The 17,140-nt window shown below is 47.8% G+C and carries 12 protein-coding genes; 9 read left to right on the top strand and 3 right to left on the bottom strand.

Annotated elements, in window-relative coordinates; all coding sequences use genetic code 11:
- Window positions 1–2 precede the first annotated feature (2 nt).
- Complete coding sequence (locus tag ARB69_RS04840; protein WP_055151475.1) at window positions 3–1,256, top strand: substrate-binding domain-containing protein; 1,254 nt, start codon at window positions 3–5, stop codon at window positions 1,254–1,256.
- A gap of 77 nt (window positions 1,257–1,333) precedes the next feature.
- Here ARB69_RS04840 and ARB69_RS04835 read toward each other — a convergent pair whose 3' ends face one another.
- Genes ARB69_RS04835 through ARB69_RS04825 form a run of 3 tightly spaced genes read right to left on the bottom strand, consistent with a single transcriptional unit; the run spans window position 1,334 to window position 5,881 of the window.
- Complete coding sequence (locus tag ARB69_RS04835; RefSeq protein ID WP_050640713.1) at window positions 1,334–2,749, bottom strand: sensor histidine kinase; 1,416 nt, start codon at window positions 2,747–2,749, stop codon at window positions 1,334–1,336.
- A 40-nt stretch (window positions 2,750–2,789) separates the two neighbouring features.
- Window positions 2,790–3,491 (bottom strand): response regulator transcription factor, encoded by a 702-nt coding sequence (locus tag ARB69_RS04830; RefSeq protein ID WP_050640712.1) that lies wholly within the window; start codon window positions 3,489–3,491, stop codon window positions 2,790–2,792.
- A gap of 14 nt (window positions 3,492–3,505) precedes the next feature.
- Window positions 3,506–5,881, bottom strand: coding sequence for an endonuclease MutS2 (locus tag ARB69_RS04825; RefSeq protein ID WP_055151473.1), 2,376 nt, complete (start codon window positions 5,879–5,881; stop codon window positions 3,506–3,508).
- Between the two features lie 165 nt (window positions 5,882–6,046).
- Here ARB69_RS04825 and ARB69_RS04820 point away from each other — a divergent pair, with 165 nt between their 5' ends.
- The 8 genes from ARB69_RS04820 to ARB69_RS04785 all read left to right on the top strand — a co-directional run bounded on the left by ARB69_RS04820 (window position 6,047) and on the right by ARB69_RS04785 (window position 17,093).
- The gene (locus ARB69_RS04820) at window positions 6,047–7,336 is read left to right on the top strand and encodes a S1C family serine protease (RefSeq protein WP_055151470.1); all 1,290 of its coding nucleotides are present in this window, start codon (window positions 6,047–6,049) and stop codon (window positions 7,334–7,336) included.
- 64 nt (window positions 7,337–7,400) lie between these two features.
- Window positions 7,401–8,342 carry a 3'-5' exoribonuclease YhaM family protein gene (locus ARB69_RS04815; protein ID WP_055151467.1) on the top strand — a complete coding sequence of 314 codons (942 nt, stop codon included), beginning with the start codon at window positions 7,401–7,403 and terminating at the stop codon, window positions 8,340–8,342.
- A 240-nt stretch (window positions 8,343–8,582) separates the two neighbouring features.
- The gene (gene rlmD / locus ARB69_RS04810; protein WP_055151464.1) at window positions 8,583–10,286 is read left to right on the top strand and encodes a 23S rRNA (uracil(1939)-C(5))-methyltransferase RlmD; all 1,704 of its coding nucleotides are present in this window, start codon (window positions 8,583–8,585) and stop codon (window positions 10,284–10,286) included.
- Between the two features lie 116 nt (window positions 10,287–10,402).
- Window positions 10,403–10,597 carry a hypothetical protein gene (locus ARB69_RS04805; protein WP_003433173.1) on the top strand — a complete coding sequence of 65 codons (195 nt, stop codon included), beginning with the start codon at window positions 10,403–10,405 and terminating at the stop codon, window positions 10,595–10,597.
- A complete protein-coding gene (locus tag ARB69_RS04800; protein ID WP_003433178.1) occupies window positions 10,590–10,928 on the top strand; it encodes a hypothetical protein in 339 nt (112 codons plus the stop codon). Before ARB69_RS04805 ends, ARB69_RS04800 begins: the two co-directional genes overlap by 8 nt.
- 121 nt (window positions 10,929–11,049) lie before the next feature.
- Window positions 11,050–11,877 (top strand): ParA family protein, encoded by an 828-nt coding sequence (locus ARB69_RS04795; RefSeq protein ID WP_032512168.1) that lies wholly within the window; start codon window positions 11,050–11,052, stop codon window positions 11,875–11,877.
- The gene (locus ARB69_RS04790; RefSeq protein ID WP_002607890.1) at window positions 11,831–12,766 is read left to right on the top strand and encodes a ParB/RepB/Spo0J family partition protein; all 936 of its coding nucleotides are present in this window, start codon (window positions 11,831–11,833) and stop codon (window positions 12,764–12,766) included. Before ARB69_RS04795 ends, ARB69_RS04790 begins: the two co-directional genes overlap by 47 nt.
- Before the next feature lie 181 nt (window positions 12,767–12,947).
- The gene (locus ARB69_RS04785) at window positions 12,948–17,093 is read left to right on the top strand and encodes a SpaA isopeptide-forming pilin-related protein (RefSeq protein WP_055151461.1); all 4,146 of its coding nucleotides are present in this window, start codon (window positions 12,948–12,950) and stop codon (window positions 17,091–17,093) included.
- The last annotated feature ends 47 nt before the right edge of the window (window positions 17,094–17,140 follow it).

Raw genomic sequence — 17,140 nt, 5'->3', positions numbered from 1 at the left:
TTATGAAGAGAAAATGGACAATCATCACTACTGCGATGTTATGCATCATTTTGACCGTTTGTGCTTGCAGCAAGAAGGAGGACACTCCTACCTTTACCGGAGATACTACAGAGGAACCGCCATATCAGGGGAACCTGAATGCGATTTCCCCGTCAGCATATGATAACGCAGAGGGCCTGAAGCTTGAACCTGGCTCCTATATTTCTATTATAGGAAAGGATAACAGCTCTGCCTACTGGAAAGAGATTAAAAGAGGGGTTGAACAGGCTGCCGAGGATTTGAATAAGGCGCTGGGATACAGCGGGGATGACAAAGTAAAGGTGACCTATAATGCTCCGGGCGGAGTGGAAGACATTGACGAGCAGGTAAATATTCTGGATGAGGAACTGGCCCGCTATCCGGATGCTTTGGGGATTGCAAGCATTGATGCTGAGGCGTGTACGGTACAGTTTGACCTGGCAACGGAGAACGGGATTCCGATTATCGCGCTGGACTCGGGAAATTCCTATCAGGGGATACAGTGCACCATTAAGACTGACAACGAGGAGGCGGCAAGAACCGGCGCCTATAAACTCTGTGACGAGATAGAGGATAAAGGCAGTATCCTGCTTCTGGTGCATGATTCGAAGTCAGCTACAGGCAGGGAGCGCGAAAGCAGTTTTAAGAATGAGATCGAAAGCGGCCATCCGGATGTCACAATTGCCGAAACGCTTTACCTGGATAAGATGGATGATATGAAGAAGGCCATCGCAGAGGAGCAGAATAAGGCCAATAAAGAAGACAAAGAGGATAAGGACGACAAAGAACAAGTTAAGGAAGATAAAGAACCAGTTAAGGACGACAAAGAAGAGGTTAAGGAAGAAAAGGAACAAGCCAAGGAAGTCACTGCGGACAGCCTCACAGATGAGGATGTGATCCAATATTATCTGGAAAAGCATCCTGAGATCAAAGGCTGCTTTGGAACCAATGTAACAGCTACTCAGCTGGCAGTATCCGCACTCAGCCATGCAGAGAAAACAGAAGAAATCGTTCTAATGGGATTCGATGCAGGAAAAGAACAGCTGGATGCCCTCCGGGACGGAGAGATTAAAGGCCTGGTTGTACAGAATCCCTTCGGCATTGGATATGCATCCGTGATCGCAGCGGCACGTACGGTCCTGGAAGTGGGCAATGAGGCCGAGGTAAATACCGGGTATATCTGGGTTACGCAGGAGAACATGGAAGAGGAATCCATACAGAATATGCTGTATGAATAGATTGCTTAAGAAGATAAATAGAGTATAAAGAAGCAGCCGCAGATAGCAATATGCTATTTTGCAGCTGCTTTTTTCGCTTATCTGCCGGAATCTGCCCGGCTGAGAGAGAAGATGAATTCGGTTCCGACACCCTCTGTGCTTATGACGTTGATGTGTTCATCGTGAGCCTGTATGGCTTCTTTAACGATTGCAAGGCCAAGGCCGGTCCCCTTCTTGTCTTTGCCGCGGGAGAGATCGGATTTGTAGAAGCGCTCCCAGATCTTATTCAATTCTTTGCGGGGAATTCCGAGGCCGGAGTCTTTGACGGATATGAAGACCTTTTCGCTTCTGCCTGTGACTTCTACTGTTACGGTGGATTCATTCTCACTGAATTTAATGGCGTTGTCCATCAAGTTGTAAAGTACCTGCTGGATTTTACGTCTGTCCGCGTATACAAGCTGTACATCCGGAAGCAGGAGAAGTTCGATAGAGATCCGCTTGTTCGTACATGCGCCTTCAAATGAGGCAGCGGTATTCTTGATCATTTCCTGGATATCAAACTCTGTTTTATGCAGAAGTAGTTCTTTTGTATCGAATTCATTAAGGGTAAGCAGGTCCTTGGTCAGGTCAGTCAGCCGCTCTGTCTCGAACAGGATAATGCTGAGATATTTTCCGTGGAGCTCAGGCGGGATGGTGCCGTCCGTCATGGCCTGTACATAGCCCTTGATCGACGTCAGCGGGGATCGGAAGTCGTGGGATACGTTTGCCACGATTTTTTTCTGGTATTCTTCCATGTCCTTGAGCTGTGAGGACATATAGTTCAGGGACGCGGACAGATAACCGATCTCATCATGGGTAAAGACCGGAATCTCATAGGTCAGGTTGCCAGATGCATACTGAGTCGCCGCCTCCGTGATGGTGCGCAGGGGGCGGTATATGAAGAAATGGAATCCCAGCAGAAGTAGAAAGGAGAGCAGGAAAATCACGGCGACAGTAATGTAGATCGGGAACATCATCTGGCTGCATACCTCCTGGATCGCAGAAACGGGCTTGTGGATCAGGATATATCCTTTGATATAAAAACCCTGCGTTACCGGCGCCATAACAGTGATCATATCCTCATTGAAGTAACCGTGATAATCTCCGGTGATATACTGATTGCTCCCGATCTCCGCCGGGTCAAAATCGTCGATGGCCTCGGGCGCCTTTGTATTGTCCAGATTAGAGGAGGTGATCATAGTACCGTCCGACTCCACAAACCAAAGCGAAGAATTCAGATAAAGATTCATACCGTTCAACTGCGAATGTACCGCATATGAGGTGGAATCCCCGGTGAAGTAGGAGGGCAGGTAATCGCTGGCAACCAGATTGGCCTGACGGTAAAGATTCTGGGAATCGTTCTTTTCCAGCCTGTCCAGCACGAGCTGGCTGGACAGAATTCCCACGGTGAAGAAGCTCAGGAAACCAAATATGATATAAATGACAATAAACTTTAAGTACAAAGTACTTTTCATGCTGCACTTCCTTTTGCATCAGGTGCGCTGCGGCACGCTGCTATTTGACCTCAAACTTGTAACCAATGCCCCAGACGGTGCTGAGTCCCCAGGATGGATGATCCTTGATCTTTTCCCGCAGCCGCTTAATATGGACGTCGACGGTCCGAGTGTCTCCGATGTATTCATATCCCCAGATCTGGTCGAGGAGCTGTTCCCGTGTGAACACCTGATTCGGGGACGCAGCCAGGAAATAAAGCAGCTCCAGTTCCTTGGGAGGCATATCTACGGGATGCCCGTCGCAGACAACGGAATAGTTGGTCAGATTGATCGTGAGGCCGTCGTATTCAACGCATTTTGTCTTATCTTCCGCGGGCTCCTCGGGTTTGACGGGCTGATACCTGCGCAGGACTGCGCGGACCCGTGCGACCATTTCCTTGGAATCAAAGGGCTTCATAATATAGTCGTCGGCGCCGAGCTCAAGTCCGAGTACTTTATCAAAGACTTCTCCTTTTGCGGAAAGCATGATGATCGGCGTAGAGGATTTGGCGCGGATCTCACGGCACACCTGGTACCCGTCGATTCCCGGAAGCATCAGATCAAGGAGAATCAGGTTGGGATGATAGGTTTCATAGGCGGAGAGCGCATCCTCTCCATTATATACAATCTTTGTATCAAAGCATTCCTTTACGAGATAAAGGGAAATAAGTTCTGCGATATTTTCGTCGTCATCGACAATTAAAATCTTTTGTTTTGCAACCATGATTAGCCTCCTTGCTATTTCAGTTCTACGATTGTGACTCCGGCATCTCCCTCGCCGAACTCTCCGAGACGATAGGATTTGACGTGTTTTTGGCGGCGCAGGAATTCGTGGATTCCCTTGCGGAGCGCGCCGGTGCCTTTTCCATGTACAACACGGACGGTACTTAAATGAGAGAGTATGGCATCGTCCAGGTACTTATCCAGCTCGGATACTGCCTCATCCACTGTTTTCCCAAGGAGATTGATTTCCGGGCTGACGGACAAGGATTTGCTCATCTTCAGCTTTCCTTTCGAGGTACGTTTCATACTCTTAACGGTGTAGGACGCCGGCTCTTCTATGATCTCCAGATCGGAGATGTTCACCTGCGACCGGAGGATCCCCATCTGCACCGTCAGATTGCCGCGGGAATCCGGCATGGAACTGACGGTTCCGGTCAGGTTCATGCTCAGTACCTTTACGGATTCCCCGAGTTTAAAATCACTCGGTTTATATGCTTTTTTAGGCTTCTTGACGGTCATTGTGCCGGAAGAGGATGTCTCTTTCAGCTTCTGGCGGAGCCGCGCACGCTCTTTCTCCATCTCGGCTGCTGAGATGCCTTCTTTGCCGAACTTCTGGAAATTCCTGATTGTTTCATCGGCCAGTTCTTTTGCTTCCCGTAAAATGGTTCCGGCCTTTTCGTTTGCCTCCTTGAGGATACGCTCCCGTTGCTCCTCGATCTTTGCCTGCTTTTGTTTTGCCTGGTTTTTCAAGGCTTCCACTTCCCGTTTATAGGTCTCGATGGCCTCTCGTTCTTTTTCAATGGTGCGCTTGCTGGATTCCAGGTCGGTCAGCAGATCCTCAAAGGATGCATCCTGTTCTGTCAGATGCTGCTTTGCGTCCTCTATGATATAATCCGGAAGCCCCAGCTTTCCGGAGATGGCAAATGCGTTACTCTTTCCCGGGATACCGATCAGCAGGCGGTAAGTGGGCTTCAGGCTCTCTACGTCAAATTCACAGCAGGCATTTTCAACGCCGGGGGTTGAGAGGGCATAGACCTTTAACTCACTGTAGTGCGTGGTTGCCATGGTGCGGATGTTACGTTTATGCAGGTGTGATAAAATGGCAATCGCCAGTGCGGCTCCTTCGGTAGGATCGGTGCCGGCGCCCAATTCATCAAAGAGCACCAGAGAGTGCTCATCCACTTCCTGCAGAAAGGAGACAATGTTTGTCATGTGGGACGAAAAGGTACTCAGGCTCTGCTCGATACTCTGTTCGTCTCCGATATCTGCGTAGACCTGGCGGAAGATCGCAAGCTCTGAGCGGTCTCCTGCAGGAATGTGCAGGCCGGCCTGGCCCATAAGTGTGAACAGGCCCACTGTCTTGAGCGAGACTGTCTTGCCGCCGGTGTTGGGGCCGGTTATAATCAGCAGGGTGAAATCCTCTCCCAGCGTCACGGAGATGGGGACTACCTTACGTGGATCCAGCAGTGGATGGCGTCCTTCCCGGATGCGGATGCGCCCCTCTTGATTCAGGACCGGCCGGCTTGCATTCATGGAAAGGGCCAGGGAGCCTTTTGCAAAGATAAAGTCCAGATCGGTCAGAAGTTTGTAGTTGTTACGGATTTCTTCTATATATAATGCAGTGTCTTCGCTCAGCCGTGCAAGAATTACCTGGATCTCTTCCTGCTCCTTTGCATACAGTTCTTTCAAATCATTATTCAGCCGGACCACAGCCATCGGTTCTATGAATAAGGTGGATCCGGTAGAAGACTGGTCATGGATCATTCCATTCACCTGGTTTCGGTATTCGGCCTTGACAGGGACACAGTAACGGTCTCCGCGCATGGTGATGATCGGATCCTGCAGATAGGTGCGCAACGATCCGTTGACAAGATTCGTCAGCGTAGAGTGCACCTTATCATTCAGGGAGCCAATGCTGCGGCGGATACCCTTCAAAGTACTGCTGGCATCGTCGCTGATCTCGTCCTCCCCCTGGATACAGCGTTCAATCTCTGTGGTAAGAGGCGTCAAAGGTTCCAACTGTTCAAAATACACATCCAGGCAGTCCGCCAGATCATCCTGTGTATCGTGGCGCCCGTATGACTTGGCGCGTGCGGCTGTTTTCAGAAGCTTACATATGCGGAGCAATTCACCGCTGCCGAGGGTACCGCCGATCTCCAGCCGCTTAAGGGATTCACCTACAGGGAATGCGTCGCTTAAAGAAAGTCGACCTTTTTTTATAATCCTGGTAAATGCAGCTGAGGTCTGTTCCTGGCACGTGTTGATGCGTTCCAGATCGGTCATGGGCTTCAGTTTGCGGCAGAGCTGCCTGCCTCTCATAGAAGAGGCCTGCTCCTCCAATATAGCTATGATTTTATTGTATTCTAGTTTATTTAAAGTCTTTTGATTCATCTTTTTCACCTTTTGTCTGAGTTCACAGGTAAATTCTCTCGTTTACTGTACACGCCCGAATGGTGTACAGTAACATTCTACCCTATTTAACGCATATTGAAAAGGATAAATATTGAACAATCCGTATGAATCGGTTATACTATAAACTAAAGGAGATTAGAGTCTATGCCGTACGATGAAGATCCGAAACAGAAGCCGGACCAGGGCCATGAGGAGCAGAAGGAAGAACAGTTTTCTTTCCTGCAGGAGACGATTAAACCCAAACCAGTCACCAGAAAGAAAATCCTCACACAGCTTGCGAGAGTGGGGATATATGGACTGATTTTCGGGGCGTTCGCCTGCCTTAGTTTTTTTGCGCTTAAACCATGGGCGCAGAGCAAATTTCAGGGGAATCCCAAGACCGTAACGATACCGGAGGACGAAGAGGAGACGGACGAGCAGCAGACCGCAGAATCTACCGAAGGAGAGACGGTGCCGCCTGTACTTGATGCCGACAGTTTTCAGGAAATCATGAAAAGTGTGTACGAGACTGCAAAAGAGGCGGACAAGTGTGTGGTTTCTGTGAATCCGGTCAGAGAAGACACGGCATTCTCTGTGGATACCGGTCCTGGTGCAGGTGTTGCAGGACTTATTGCCGCCGATAACGGGCAGGAGCTGTTGATACTCTGTGATAGTTCCGTATGTCAGGATGCTGAAAAGTGGAAGATCACCTTTGCTGATGACAGCCAGTACGGAGCCTCCTTGAAGAAGCAGGACAAGAACAGCGGATTTGCAGTGTTTGCGATCCCGCGGGCCAAGATTACAAATACGACCTGGAACGCTGTGAAAGTAGCGGTTCTCGGAAATTCCAACATTACGACTAAGGGGGATGTGGTTCTCGCCCTTGGCAATACATTCGGGTATGCGGACGGAGTTGGATATGGAGTTGTAAGTTCCAACTCTTACGACGAAACTCAGGCTGACGGTCAGCGAAGCATTCTGGCCACCGATATTCCGTCAGAAGCCGGAGGTACAGGGATACTATTCAATATGAATGGCGAAGTAATCGGCATGATCGACCCAGGAATCTGGGGCGGCGCGCAGAACAATACCGCCAAGGCCCTGGCGATCTCTGATTTAAAGGCCACAATTGAACTGCTGGTGAACGGGGAGAGCGTACCGTATGTAGGTATTTACGGCACAACGATCAACGATACTCTGTCAGAAGCGCAGGACATGCCCGCAGGGGTTTACGTGATGGAGATCAATCCGGATTCCCCGGCCATGTCTGCAGGAATACAGAATGGAGATATTATTCAGGAAGTTGCGGGCACAAAGATATCGAATACCTTATCCTATGAGAAGGCGGTTATAAGCTGCAAAGCAGGAGAAAACGTCAAGATAAAAGGTAAGCGCCGCGGGGCGAATGGGTATGTGGATATAGACTTTACTGTTACAATTGGAAGTCAGGAATAAACGATAAAAAGGAAACTTAGAAAGGCTGCCGGGTAGATGGCAGCCTCAATTATGGGAGGATATGATGAGATATATTAATGATTTACACGAAGGAGAGACGATACGCTGCATTTATCTTTGCAAGGTTAAGCGTTCCGCGGAGACAAGGAATGGAAAGCCCTATGATAACCTGCTGCTTCAAGATAAAACAGGAACTCTGGACGGAAAAGTATGGGATCCCAATTCCCAGGGAATAGCCGATTATGATGAGAAAGATTTTATTGAAGTATTCGGCGAGGTCATCAGCTACAATAACAATCGGCAGCTCAATATTAAACAGATAAGAAAAGCCGCAGAGGGGGAATACGACCCGGCTGATTATATGCCGACATCCGATAAGAGTGTGGACGGTATGTTTGAGGAGCTGCGTTCCTATATACGCCAGATATCCAACGATTACCTGCGTCAGGCAGTGGAATATTACTTTGTGGAGGATGAAGAATTCATAACGGCCTTTAAAGGACATTCTGCAGCGAAGACAGTCCATCATGGTTTTGCCGGAGGGTTGCTGGAGCATACGCTGAGCGTGGTAAAAATGTGTGAATACTTTGCCGGAGCCTATGAGATCTTGAATAAAGACCTGCTCTATGCATCTGCGATCTGCCATGATATAGGAAAAACAAAAGAACTGTCCGCATTTCCGGACAATGATTATACCGATGACGGGCAGCTGCTGGGACATATTATCATCGGTGTGGAAATGGTAAGTGAGGCAGTCCGCGCGATTCCAGGCTTTCCGGAAAAGCTGGCGAGCGAGCTGAAACACTGTATCATCGCACATCATGGAGAACTCGAATATGGATCTCCGAAAAAGCCGGCTCTGGCGGAGGCCATGGCACTGAACCTGGCAGATAATGCAGACGCGAAGATGCAGACGCTGACGGAAATATTCAAGGACAAGACGGGAACAGACTGGCTGGGATATAATCGGCTGTTTGAGTCTAATTTAAGAAAAACTTCTATATAAAAGCAATTGTTATGCGGATCCTGCGAAAATGTGGAGGAGGCCCAGGCATCCAGCCCATCGCAAAGCGATTACAATGGCTCGATGCGTAACAGTTCTGAATTGTCTGAACTGTTACATAAAGAGGTATTCCAGAGTGTGTTTGACCAATTGCACTTCAGCCTGATTATGCAGATTAAAGCGAATCAGGCAGTGATTGTGAATTGTCAGACGCACTCAAAAACGTATTAGAGGAGTTTAGTTATGCAGAAAAATGATATTGTCACAGTGACAATTGAAGATATGGGTGTGAATGGAGAAGGTATAGGCAAAGTGAATGGCTATACCTTATTTATTAAAGATGCGGTGATTGGCGATGTCGTGAAGGCAAAGCTTATGAAAGCGAAAAAGAATTACGGGTATGCAAGGCTAATGGATATCATAGAGCCGTCAGCCGACCGTGTTATACCGAAATGCCGGTTTGCCCGTAAATGCGGAGGCTGCCAGATACAGGAGCTGGCTTATGAGAAACAGCTGGAATTCAAGGAAAAGAAGGTAAAAGGAAATCTGGAACGGATTGGCGGGTTTGCTACGGAGCTGCTGGAGCGGATTATGGAACCTGCACTTGGAATGGAGGAACCCTTTTATTATAGGAATAAGGCGCAGTTTCCCTTTGGGACGGATAAGGATGGGAACCCCATAACCGGCTTTTATGCAGGCCGGACCCATGATATTATTGCCAATACAGACTGTGCGCTTGGTGTGCCGGTCAATCAGCAGATTCTTGAGCTGATACTTGCCTTTATGAAAGAATATGGCATTGCGGCTTACGACGAAAAGACGGGCCATGGGCTGATCCGTCATGCGTTGATCCGATATGGATTTGTAACAAAGGAAATCATGGTATGTCTGGTGATTAACGGGAAAATGATTCCACATAGTGAGGTACTGATAAAAGAACTGCGGAAGATTCCTGGAATGACAAGTGTATCGGTCAGCGTGAATCGAAAGAATACCAACGTTATTATGGGAGATAGTTACGAGGTTCTGTGGGGGCAGGGATTTATTACGGATTATATTGGCAGTATAAAATATCAGATATCGCCGCTGTCCTTTTACCAGGTCAATCCGGTACAGACGGAGAAGCTTTATGGCCTGGCCTTGGAGTATGCGGGGCTTAAGGGGAACGAGACCGTTTGGGACCTGTACTGCGGGATCGGAACGATTTCACTGTTTCTGGCCCAGAAGGCAAAACAGGTCTATGGGGTGGAGATTGTACCTCAGGCAATTGAAGATGCAAGGAATAATGCTAAGATTAATGGTATTGGGAATGCGGAATTTTATATCGGAAGAGCGGAGGATGTGCTGCCGGAGTATTATAGACGGTATGTCAAGGAACATCCGGGGGAGAAGGCTCATGCCGATGTGATAGTGGTTGATCCTCCCAGGAAGGGCTGTGAGGAGTCGCTGCTGGAGACAATGGTGGAAATGGAACCGGATCGGATTGTTTATGTGAGCTGTGACTCGGCTACTTTGGCCCGGGATTTGAAGTATCTTAGCGGGGCGGGGTATGAGCTGGTGAGAGGGAGGGCTGTGGATCAGTTCCCTATGGGGGTGCACGTTGAGACGGTAGTACTGCTTTCCCACAAAAAGCCAGACGGACATATCAACGTAAAAGTTGAGTTTGGTGAGGGTGAGGGAAAAGTACCGCTGGATAATATCGTAAAGAGAGCCGAAGCGTACAAGCCGAAAGAGCGAGTTACATACAAAAAGATAAAGGAATACATAGAAGCTAAATATGGTTTCAAGGTACATACTGCTTATATAGCAGAGGTAAAGAGAAGTCTGGGCTTGCCGATGTATGACGCTCCTAATGCGGTAGAAGAATTGAAACAACCGAGGAAACATCCGACAGCGGAGAAAGTGGAAGCTATCAAAGATGCATTGAAGTATTTTGAGGTTATCTAAAATCATAAGCGTATCATTAGAAATAGTGATGCGCTTATTTTTACAAACAAAATTCCACATTTGAGCTGTTTGTCACTTATACATATAATGAAGGTGAAGAAACGGAGGTGCATCGTATGAGAGAAAAAACATTTCATGTTTATGTGGATAGCCACGATAGAAGCCTTTTGCTTCAGAGTCTTGTAGAGTTAAAAAATCTGCTGCTCCAGCAAGGCCGATATACGGATTGTGTCGATGAACTGATTTTTAAGGTAATTAATGCTCCTCTTAAAAAAATAAAAACAGTTTATATGGGAGGGCAGGATGAATGAAATAGACCTAAAAGAATTATTCAAAGTAGCTGTTGAAACACTACGGGAGCAAACAATCCATTCACTATTGGAAGCAGATATGACTTATCAGAAAGACTCGGAAAACGAAGGCATTGCGGAAAGGGATTATCTCCAGCTGGATTTAACAACAGAACAACGGAAAGTCTGTAACCGCCTTTTGGAGTGCCGAGACAAAGAGGATTGTGAATATGCTACGCACTCTTATATTGCAGGACTCTACGATGCTTTTCGGATTATGGCGGTGCTGTTTCCAGATAAGTGGGATACAGATAACATACGGGAGCTGTTTGCTGCGAAGGTTAATAACTGAATATGGAGAACTATTACATAGCCGATTGGTATAAAAACCAGTCGGCTTTTTTGCGTTCTGGGGAACTTTACATAGCCGCCCTGACAAGACGGCTAAATCTAAAAGAAAGGAGGACGCACCTATGTCAAATTGCAAAGTGATTGCTCTGACCAATCAAAAAGGTGGCGTGGGAAAGACAACCACAGCAGTCAACCTGGGTGTCAGTCTGGCAAAGCAAGGAAAGAAAATCCTGCTGATTGATGCGGATGCACAGGCCAACTTAACCATGGCTCTGGGGTACAGCAGACCAGATGACATTCCCATAACTCTCTCCACGGTGATGCAAAGCATTATCGACGATAAAGCCTTTGATGTTTCACAAGGCATCCTGCATCACAATGAGGGCGTGGATCTGCTTCCGTCCAATATTGAGCTGTCTGGCTTTGAAGTCAGGCTGATCAATGCCATGAGCCGTGAGCGTGTTTTGAAAACCTATGTGAATGAGGTCAAAAAGAATTACGACTATGTATTGATTGATTGTATGCCCTCTCTTGGCATGATCACCATCAATGCTCTGGCGGCAGCTGACAGTGTGGTTATCCCAACACAGCCCCACTATCTTTCAGCGAAAGGTCTGGAGCTGTTGCTTCGCTCGGTTTCTATGGTCAAGCGGCAGATCAATCCCAAACTGCGGATAGACGGTATCCTGATGACAATGGTAATGCCCCGCACCAACATTTCAAAAGAAATTACCGCTTCGGTGAAAAGTGCATACGGGCAAAGGATCAAGGTTTTTGATACCGAAATCCCCCATTCTATCCGTGCGGTAGAAGCTACCGCAGAGGGAAAGAGCATTTTTGCTTATGACAAAAGCGGAAAGGTAGCCGCTGCCTATGAACAATTAGGAAAGGAGGTGGCAGAAATTGGCGAGAAGCAACGGACACAAAATCGAGCTGACCGCATACGATGACCTTTTCCAGACGGATGAAAGCCGTGCGGAAGCAAAACTGAGCAAGATACGGGACATTCCGATTGCGGAGATTGACGAGTTTCCAGATCATCCGTTCAAAGTTTTACTGGATGAGGATATGGAACAGCTTGTTGAGAGCATCAAGCGAAATGGAGTGATGACCCCGGCAACGGTTCGGCTGAAAGAGGATGGGCGGTATGAGCTTATCAGCGGCCACAGGCGCAAAAAGGCATGTGAAATTGCTGGTCTTGAAACTCTGAAATGCGAGGTGAAGGAGCTGACCCGTGACGAAGCCATTATTGTGATGGTCGAGTCCAATCTGCAAAGATCAACGATCTTACCAAGTGAGAAAGCCTTTGCCTATAAAATGCGTCTGGAAGCAATGAACAGACAGGGCCAAAGAAGGGATTTAACTTCGTCCCCAGTGGGGACAAAGTTACGCTCTGATGCAGAGTTAGCTGAAAAAGTTGGAGAAAGCCGCAATCAAATCCAAAGGTATATACGATTGACCGAGCTTGTTCCTGAAATCTTGCAGATGGTAGATGAACGGCAGATTGCTTTTCGCCCGGCGGTAGAAATCTCTTATCTGTCCGATGAACAGCAGTATTCCCTTCTGGAAGCCATGCAGTATAACGATGCGACTCCGTCACTTGCACAGGCTATCAAAATGAAAAAGTTCATGCAGGACGGAAAACTCACAGATGAGGTTATCCAGTCAATCATGCAGGAAGAAAAGCCAAACCAGAGGGAAAAACCTGCTTTCCGTGATGAACGGATCACCAAGCTCATTCCCAAGAGCGTTCCCAGAGGCAGGGAATCGGATTTTGTTGTCAAGGCGCTGGAATTTTACAACCGCTACCTGCAGCGAAACAAAGACCGGGAACGATAGCCACACATCGAGGGCGAGGTCTGCCTGTTGGTGTGGATAGCCATATTTTCGCTTTCCCCCTCTCCACACCTCACCCCCTAATTACTACCAAAACTATCCGAAAGAAAAAAATTGGCAGTCGTTATAGACTGCTTTTTTCGGTTAGTAAAGAAACTCACAAACAAAAAGTAGGAGGTAATGTATGAAATTCCCCAAATTATTCAAAAAGGCTGCGGCCCTTGTCATGGCTGCGGTCACAACCTTCTCTGTGCTGCCAGCGACAACAGCATTTGCTGCAGGAGATATTGGCACGATTTCCTTTGACTTCACTTATGACAGGAATGGAAATGCCATGCGCTATAACTCCAGTGCAGTGTTTGACGGTTATACCGCAGGCGGAACAGGCAGTTACAAGTACCGTATGTATGTAGACGGCGATGATGCGTTCTGTATTCAGCCGGGTGTACCGCTGAAAACAGGCAATACCCTCAAGAAAAATTCTTCCCAGACATGGAATGTCCTTTCTTCCAGCCAGAAAAAAGCAGTGGGGCTTGCCCTGCTCTATGGCTATCAGGGGAACCGCAGTCATCTTTCGGGAAGTGATGATGAGAAATGGCTTGCCACACAGACCCTTGTCTGGGAATTTGTGACGGGATGCCGTGAGTCCACAGGGGCTTACCAGCAGACAAGCCAGAAAGCGTACAGCCTGCACTTTGGTTCCAATTATCCAAACAGCGGTGCTGCCGAGGTGTATAACCAGATCGTTTCTCTGCTGTCCAAACACAATACCATTCCGAGTTTTATGTCGGGTGGTGCGGATGACATTACAAAAGAGCTTTCCTATCAGGATGGGAAATACACCATGACACTGACGGATAACAATGGTGTCCTTGCAGACTATTCCTTTGCCACATCCGACAGTAAAGTGAGTGTGTCCAAATCCGGCAACAAGCTGACGATCACATCCGAAACAGCCTTTGACGGTTCGGTAAGGATTACCGCCACAAGAAGCAATGTGCCAACGGTCAGCAGCAGCGCAAAACTGATCGCCTATGGTGATCCCAGCCTGCAGGATGTTGTGACCGGTGTGGAAAATGCAGATGCAGTAAAAGCATATCTGAATGTGGAGACACCTACCGGTACAATCGCACTGAAAAAGACCTCTGAGGACGGCGTCGTTGCAGGTATTTCCTTTACGATCAAGGGCGAGAACTTCAACAAAACCGTTACCACAGACGAAAACGGCAATCTGACTGTGGAGGGATTGTTCCCCGGCACTTACACCATTACGGAACAGTCCATTGATAAGTATGAGCCGCAGGAAACTCAGACCATTACGCTGATCGGCGGCAAGACCACCACGGTAAACTTCAATAATACGCTGAAAAGAGGCAGCCTTGAAGTTGTAAAAACTTCAGAGGACAGTCTGGTTGAGGGCGTGACGTTCCACCTTTACGGAACATCATTAAGCGGTTTACCGGTAGATGAGTATGCTGTGACCGATGCCGAGGGTGTGGCAAAGTTTGAAAATATCCTGATCAGCGGCAATACCCCGTATGTCCTTGAGGAAGTAGATACCGCCATCCGCTATGTGATTCCGGCAAGCCAGACTGCTCCGGTGGAATGGAATAAGGTCACAGAGCGCAGCTTTACCAACATCCTCAAAAAATTCAATGTAACTGTCACAAAGACAGATGCTGAAACCGGGACACCCCAGGGGGATGCTTCCCTTGCCGGTGCAGTTTATGGCATCTATAAGGGCGAAGAGCTGATTGACACTTACACCACAGACGGAAACGGACAGTTTACCACAGATTACTATGTGTGCGGCAATGACTGGAGTATCCGTGAAATCAGCCCATCGGAAGGCTATCTGCTTGATGAAACTATTCATCATGTAGGGGCAGAGCCGGAGCTTTATACCGTAGAGCTGAACAGTACCGCCAACGATGTAAATGAACAGGTAATCAAGGGAAATATTGCGATCATCAAACACACCGATGACGGAGAAACCCAGATTGAAACACCCGAAGAAGGCGCAGTTTTTGAAGTCTATTTGAAATCGGCAAACAGTTATGCCGACGCCAAAGACAGCGAGCGTGATCTTCTGACTTGTGACGAGAATGGTTTTGCCCAGACAAAGGACTTGCCTTATGGGATCTATACGGTCAAGCAGACATCCGGCTGGGAAGGCCGTGAGCTGATGAAACCGTTTGATGTGTTTATCAATTCGGATGGACAGACTTACCGTTATCTCATCAATAATGCCAACTTTGAAAGTTATATCAAGATCGTGAAGAAAGACGCTGAAACAGGCAACACCATCCCGTATGCCGGTGCCGGTTTCCAGATCTATGACCCGAATGGCGAGCTGGTAACGATGACTTTCACTTACCCGGAAGTCACAACCATTGACACGTTCTATACTACGGTAGACGGCGAACTGATTACTCCGCAGACACTGGAGTATGGAACCGGATATTCCCTGGTTGAAGTGCAGGCTCCATATGGCTATGTTCTGAATTCTGAACCTGTCTATTTCGATGTGGTACAGGAGGATTCTTCTGAGGAAAGCGGCATTACCGTCATTGAGGTGGTCAGGGAAAACGTAGCCCAGAAAGGAACCATTACCATTTCCAAATCCGGCGAAGTGTTCAGCTCTGTTACGGAAGCTGGAGGAATGTATCAGCCTGTTTTTGCCGTCGGCAGCCTGGAAGGTGCGGTATATGAGATCACCGCAGCCGAGGACATCTATACACTGGATGGAACCCTTCAGGCTTCTAAAGGCGAGGTTGTGGATACCATTACCACAGGTGCAGACGGGACGGCAACCAGCAAGGAACTGTATCTTGGCAGCTATGAAGTAAAGGAAATCACGGCCCCGTATGGCATGGTTCTCAATGACGAAATTCACTCGGTTGAGCTTATCTATGCCGGTCAGGAAGTAGCGGTGACCGAAACTTCCACCAGCTTCTACAACGAAAGGCAGAAAGTTGAAATTGACCTGACCAAGAGCCTTGAAGTCGATGAGGATTATGGCGTTGGAAACAACGGTGAGATCTTTGATGTTTCCTTTGGGCTTTATGCAGCCGAGGAACTGACCGCCGCTGATGGAACGACCATTCCGGCTGACGGTCTGATCGAGGTGATTACCCTTGATGAGAATGGACACGGAAAGGCAGTCAGCGACCTGCCGATGGGCAGCTATTATGTACAGGAAATCAATACCAATGCGGCCTATCTGAAAAATGAAACCAAATACCCGGTTGTCTTTGAGTACGCCGGTCAGGAAACCGCTGTCGTTTCCATTACTGCCAATGAGGGTGAAGCCATTGAAAATGATCTGATCTATGGAGCTGTCAGTGGAAAGAAATCCGATGAGGATGGAAATGCTTTAGGCGGTGCGCTTATCGGTATCTTTAAGATTGGTACCGAGGAATTTACAACCGAAACAGCGATTGCAACTACCACATCGGAAGATGACGGTAGTTTTTCTTTTGCTAAAGTGCCATATGGAAACTGGATCATCCGTGAGATTGAAAGCCCGACGGGTTATGTACTTTCCGATGAAGAAATTCCTGTAACCATCCGCAAGGTAGACGAGGTTGTGGAAATTGAACTGGTCAATGAGTTTATTACCGGCAGCATCGAGCTGGCAAAGGTGGATGAAGATTATCCTGACAATAAGCTGACCGGTGCTGTTTTTGAAGTCTATGCAGATAAAAACGGTGACGGAAAACTGGATGACGGCGATGAACTGCTGGGAGAAATGGGCGAACTGGGCGATGGTGTTTACCAGATGAGCGACCTTCGCTATGGAAAATATCTTGGCCGTGAAAAGACAGCGCCGGAAGGATTCCTGCTGGATGAGAATGTTTATCCGGTGTCCATTGAGGAAGATGGAAAGGTCTATACAGTTGAAAACGAAGCAGGTGTTGGATTTATCAATGCAGCGCAGAAAGGCTCTCTGAAGATCGTAAAAACTTCTTCTGACAAAAATGTAGAGGGCTTCTCCTTCCGTGTGACAGGAACAAACGGATATGACCAGACCTTTAAGACCGATAAAAACGGTGAGATCTTCATTGAAGGTCTGCGAATTGGCGAATACACGGTATCTGAGGTCAGCGACAGCGTTTCTTCTGGATATATCCTGCCTGCCGATAAGCAGGTAACCATCAAGGTAGATGAAACAGCTACCGTAGAAATGCACAACGAACTGAGAGAAACACCGAAAACAGGGGATGACTTCAATCCTGCTCTTTGGATCGGGCTGGCGGCGGTTTCCGTGCTTGGTGCCGGTGTCTTAGGTTTTGTTGGCTTCAAGAATAAAAAGAAAAAGGAGGATTAAAGCATGGAGGTAAAAACAATCCTTGTAATCGCACTTGTTGTGTTCAT

The sequence above is a fragment of the Faecalicatena contorta genome (assembly GCF_001404335.1).
In the GTDB taxonomy this organism is placed as follows: domain Bacteria; phylum Bacillota; class Clostridia; order Lachnospirales; family Lachnospiraceae; genus Faecalicatena; species Faecalicatena contortus_B.
This window is presented reverse-complemented; position numbering and strand designations above follow the sequence as displayed.

Coding starts and splice junctions, on each gene's coding strand:
- ARB69_RS04840 (WP_055151475.1), top strand. CDS start 3: ATGAAGAGAAAATGGACAATCATCACTACTGCGATGTTATGCATCATT.
- ARB69_RS04835 (WP_050640713.1), bottom strand. CDS start 2,749: ATGAAAAGTACTTTGTACTTAAAGTTTATTGTCATTTATATCATATTT.
- ARB69_RS04830 (WP_050640712.1), bottom strand. CDS start 3,491: ATGGTTGCAAAACAAAAGATTTTAATTGTCGATGACGACGAAAATATC.
- ARB69_RS04825 (WP_055151473.1), bottom strand. CDS start 5,881: ATGAATCAAAAGACTTTAAATAAACTAGAATACAATAAAATCATAGCT.
- ARB69_RS04820 (WP_055151470.1), top strand. CDS start 6,047: ATGCCGTACGATGAAGATCCGAAACAGAAGCCGGACCAGGGCCATGAG.
- ARB69_RS04815 (WP_055151467.1), top strand. CDS start 7,401: ATGAGATATATTAATGATTTACACGAAGGAGAGACGATACGCTGCATT.
- rlmD (WP_055151464.1), top strand. CDS start 8,583: ATGCAGAAAAATGATATTGTCACAGTGACAATTGAAGATATGGGTGTG.
- ARB69_RS04805 (WP_003433173.1), top strand. CDS start 10,403: ATGAGAGAAAAAACATTTCATGTTTATGTGGATAGCCACGATAGAAGC.
- ARB69_RS04800 (WP_003433178.1), top strand. CDS start 10,590: ATGAATGAAATAGACCTAAAAGAATTATTCAAAGTAGCTGTTGAAACA.
- ARB69_RS04795 (WP_032512168.1), top strand. CDS start 11,050: ATGTCAAATTGCAAAGTGATTGCTCTGACCAATCAAAAAGGTGGCGTG.
- ARB69_RS04785 (WP_055151461.1), top strand. CDS start 12,948: ATGAAATTCCCCAAATTATTCAAAAAGGCTGCGGCCCTTGTCATGGCT.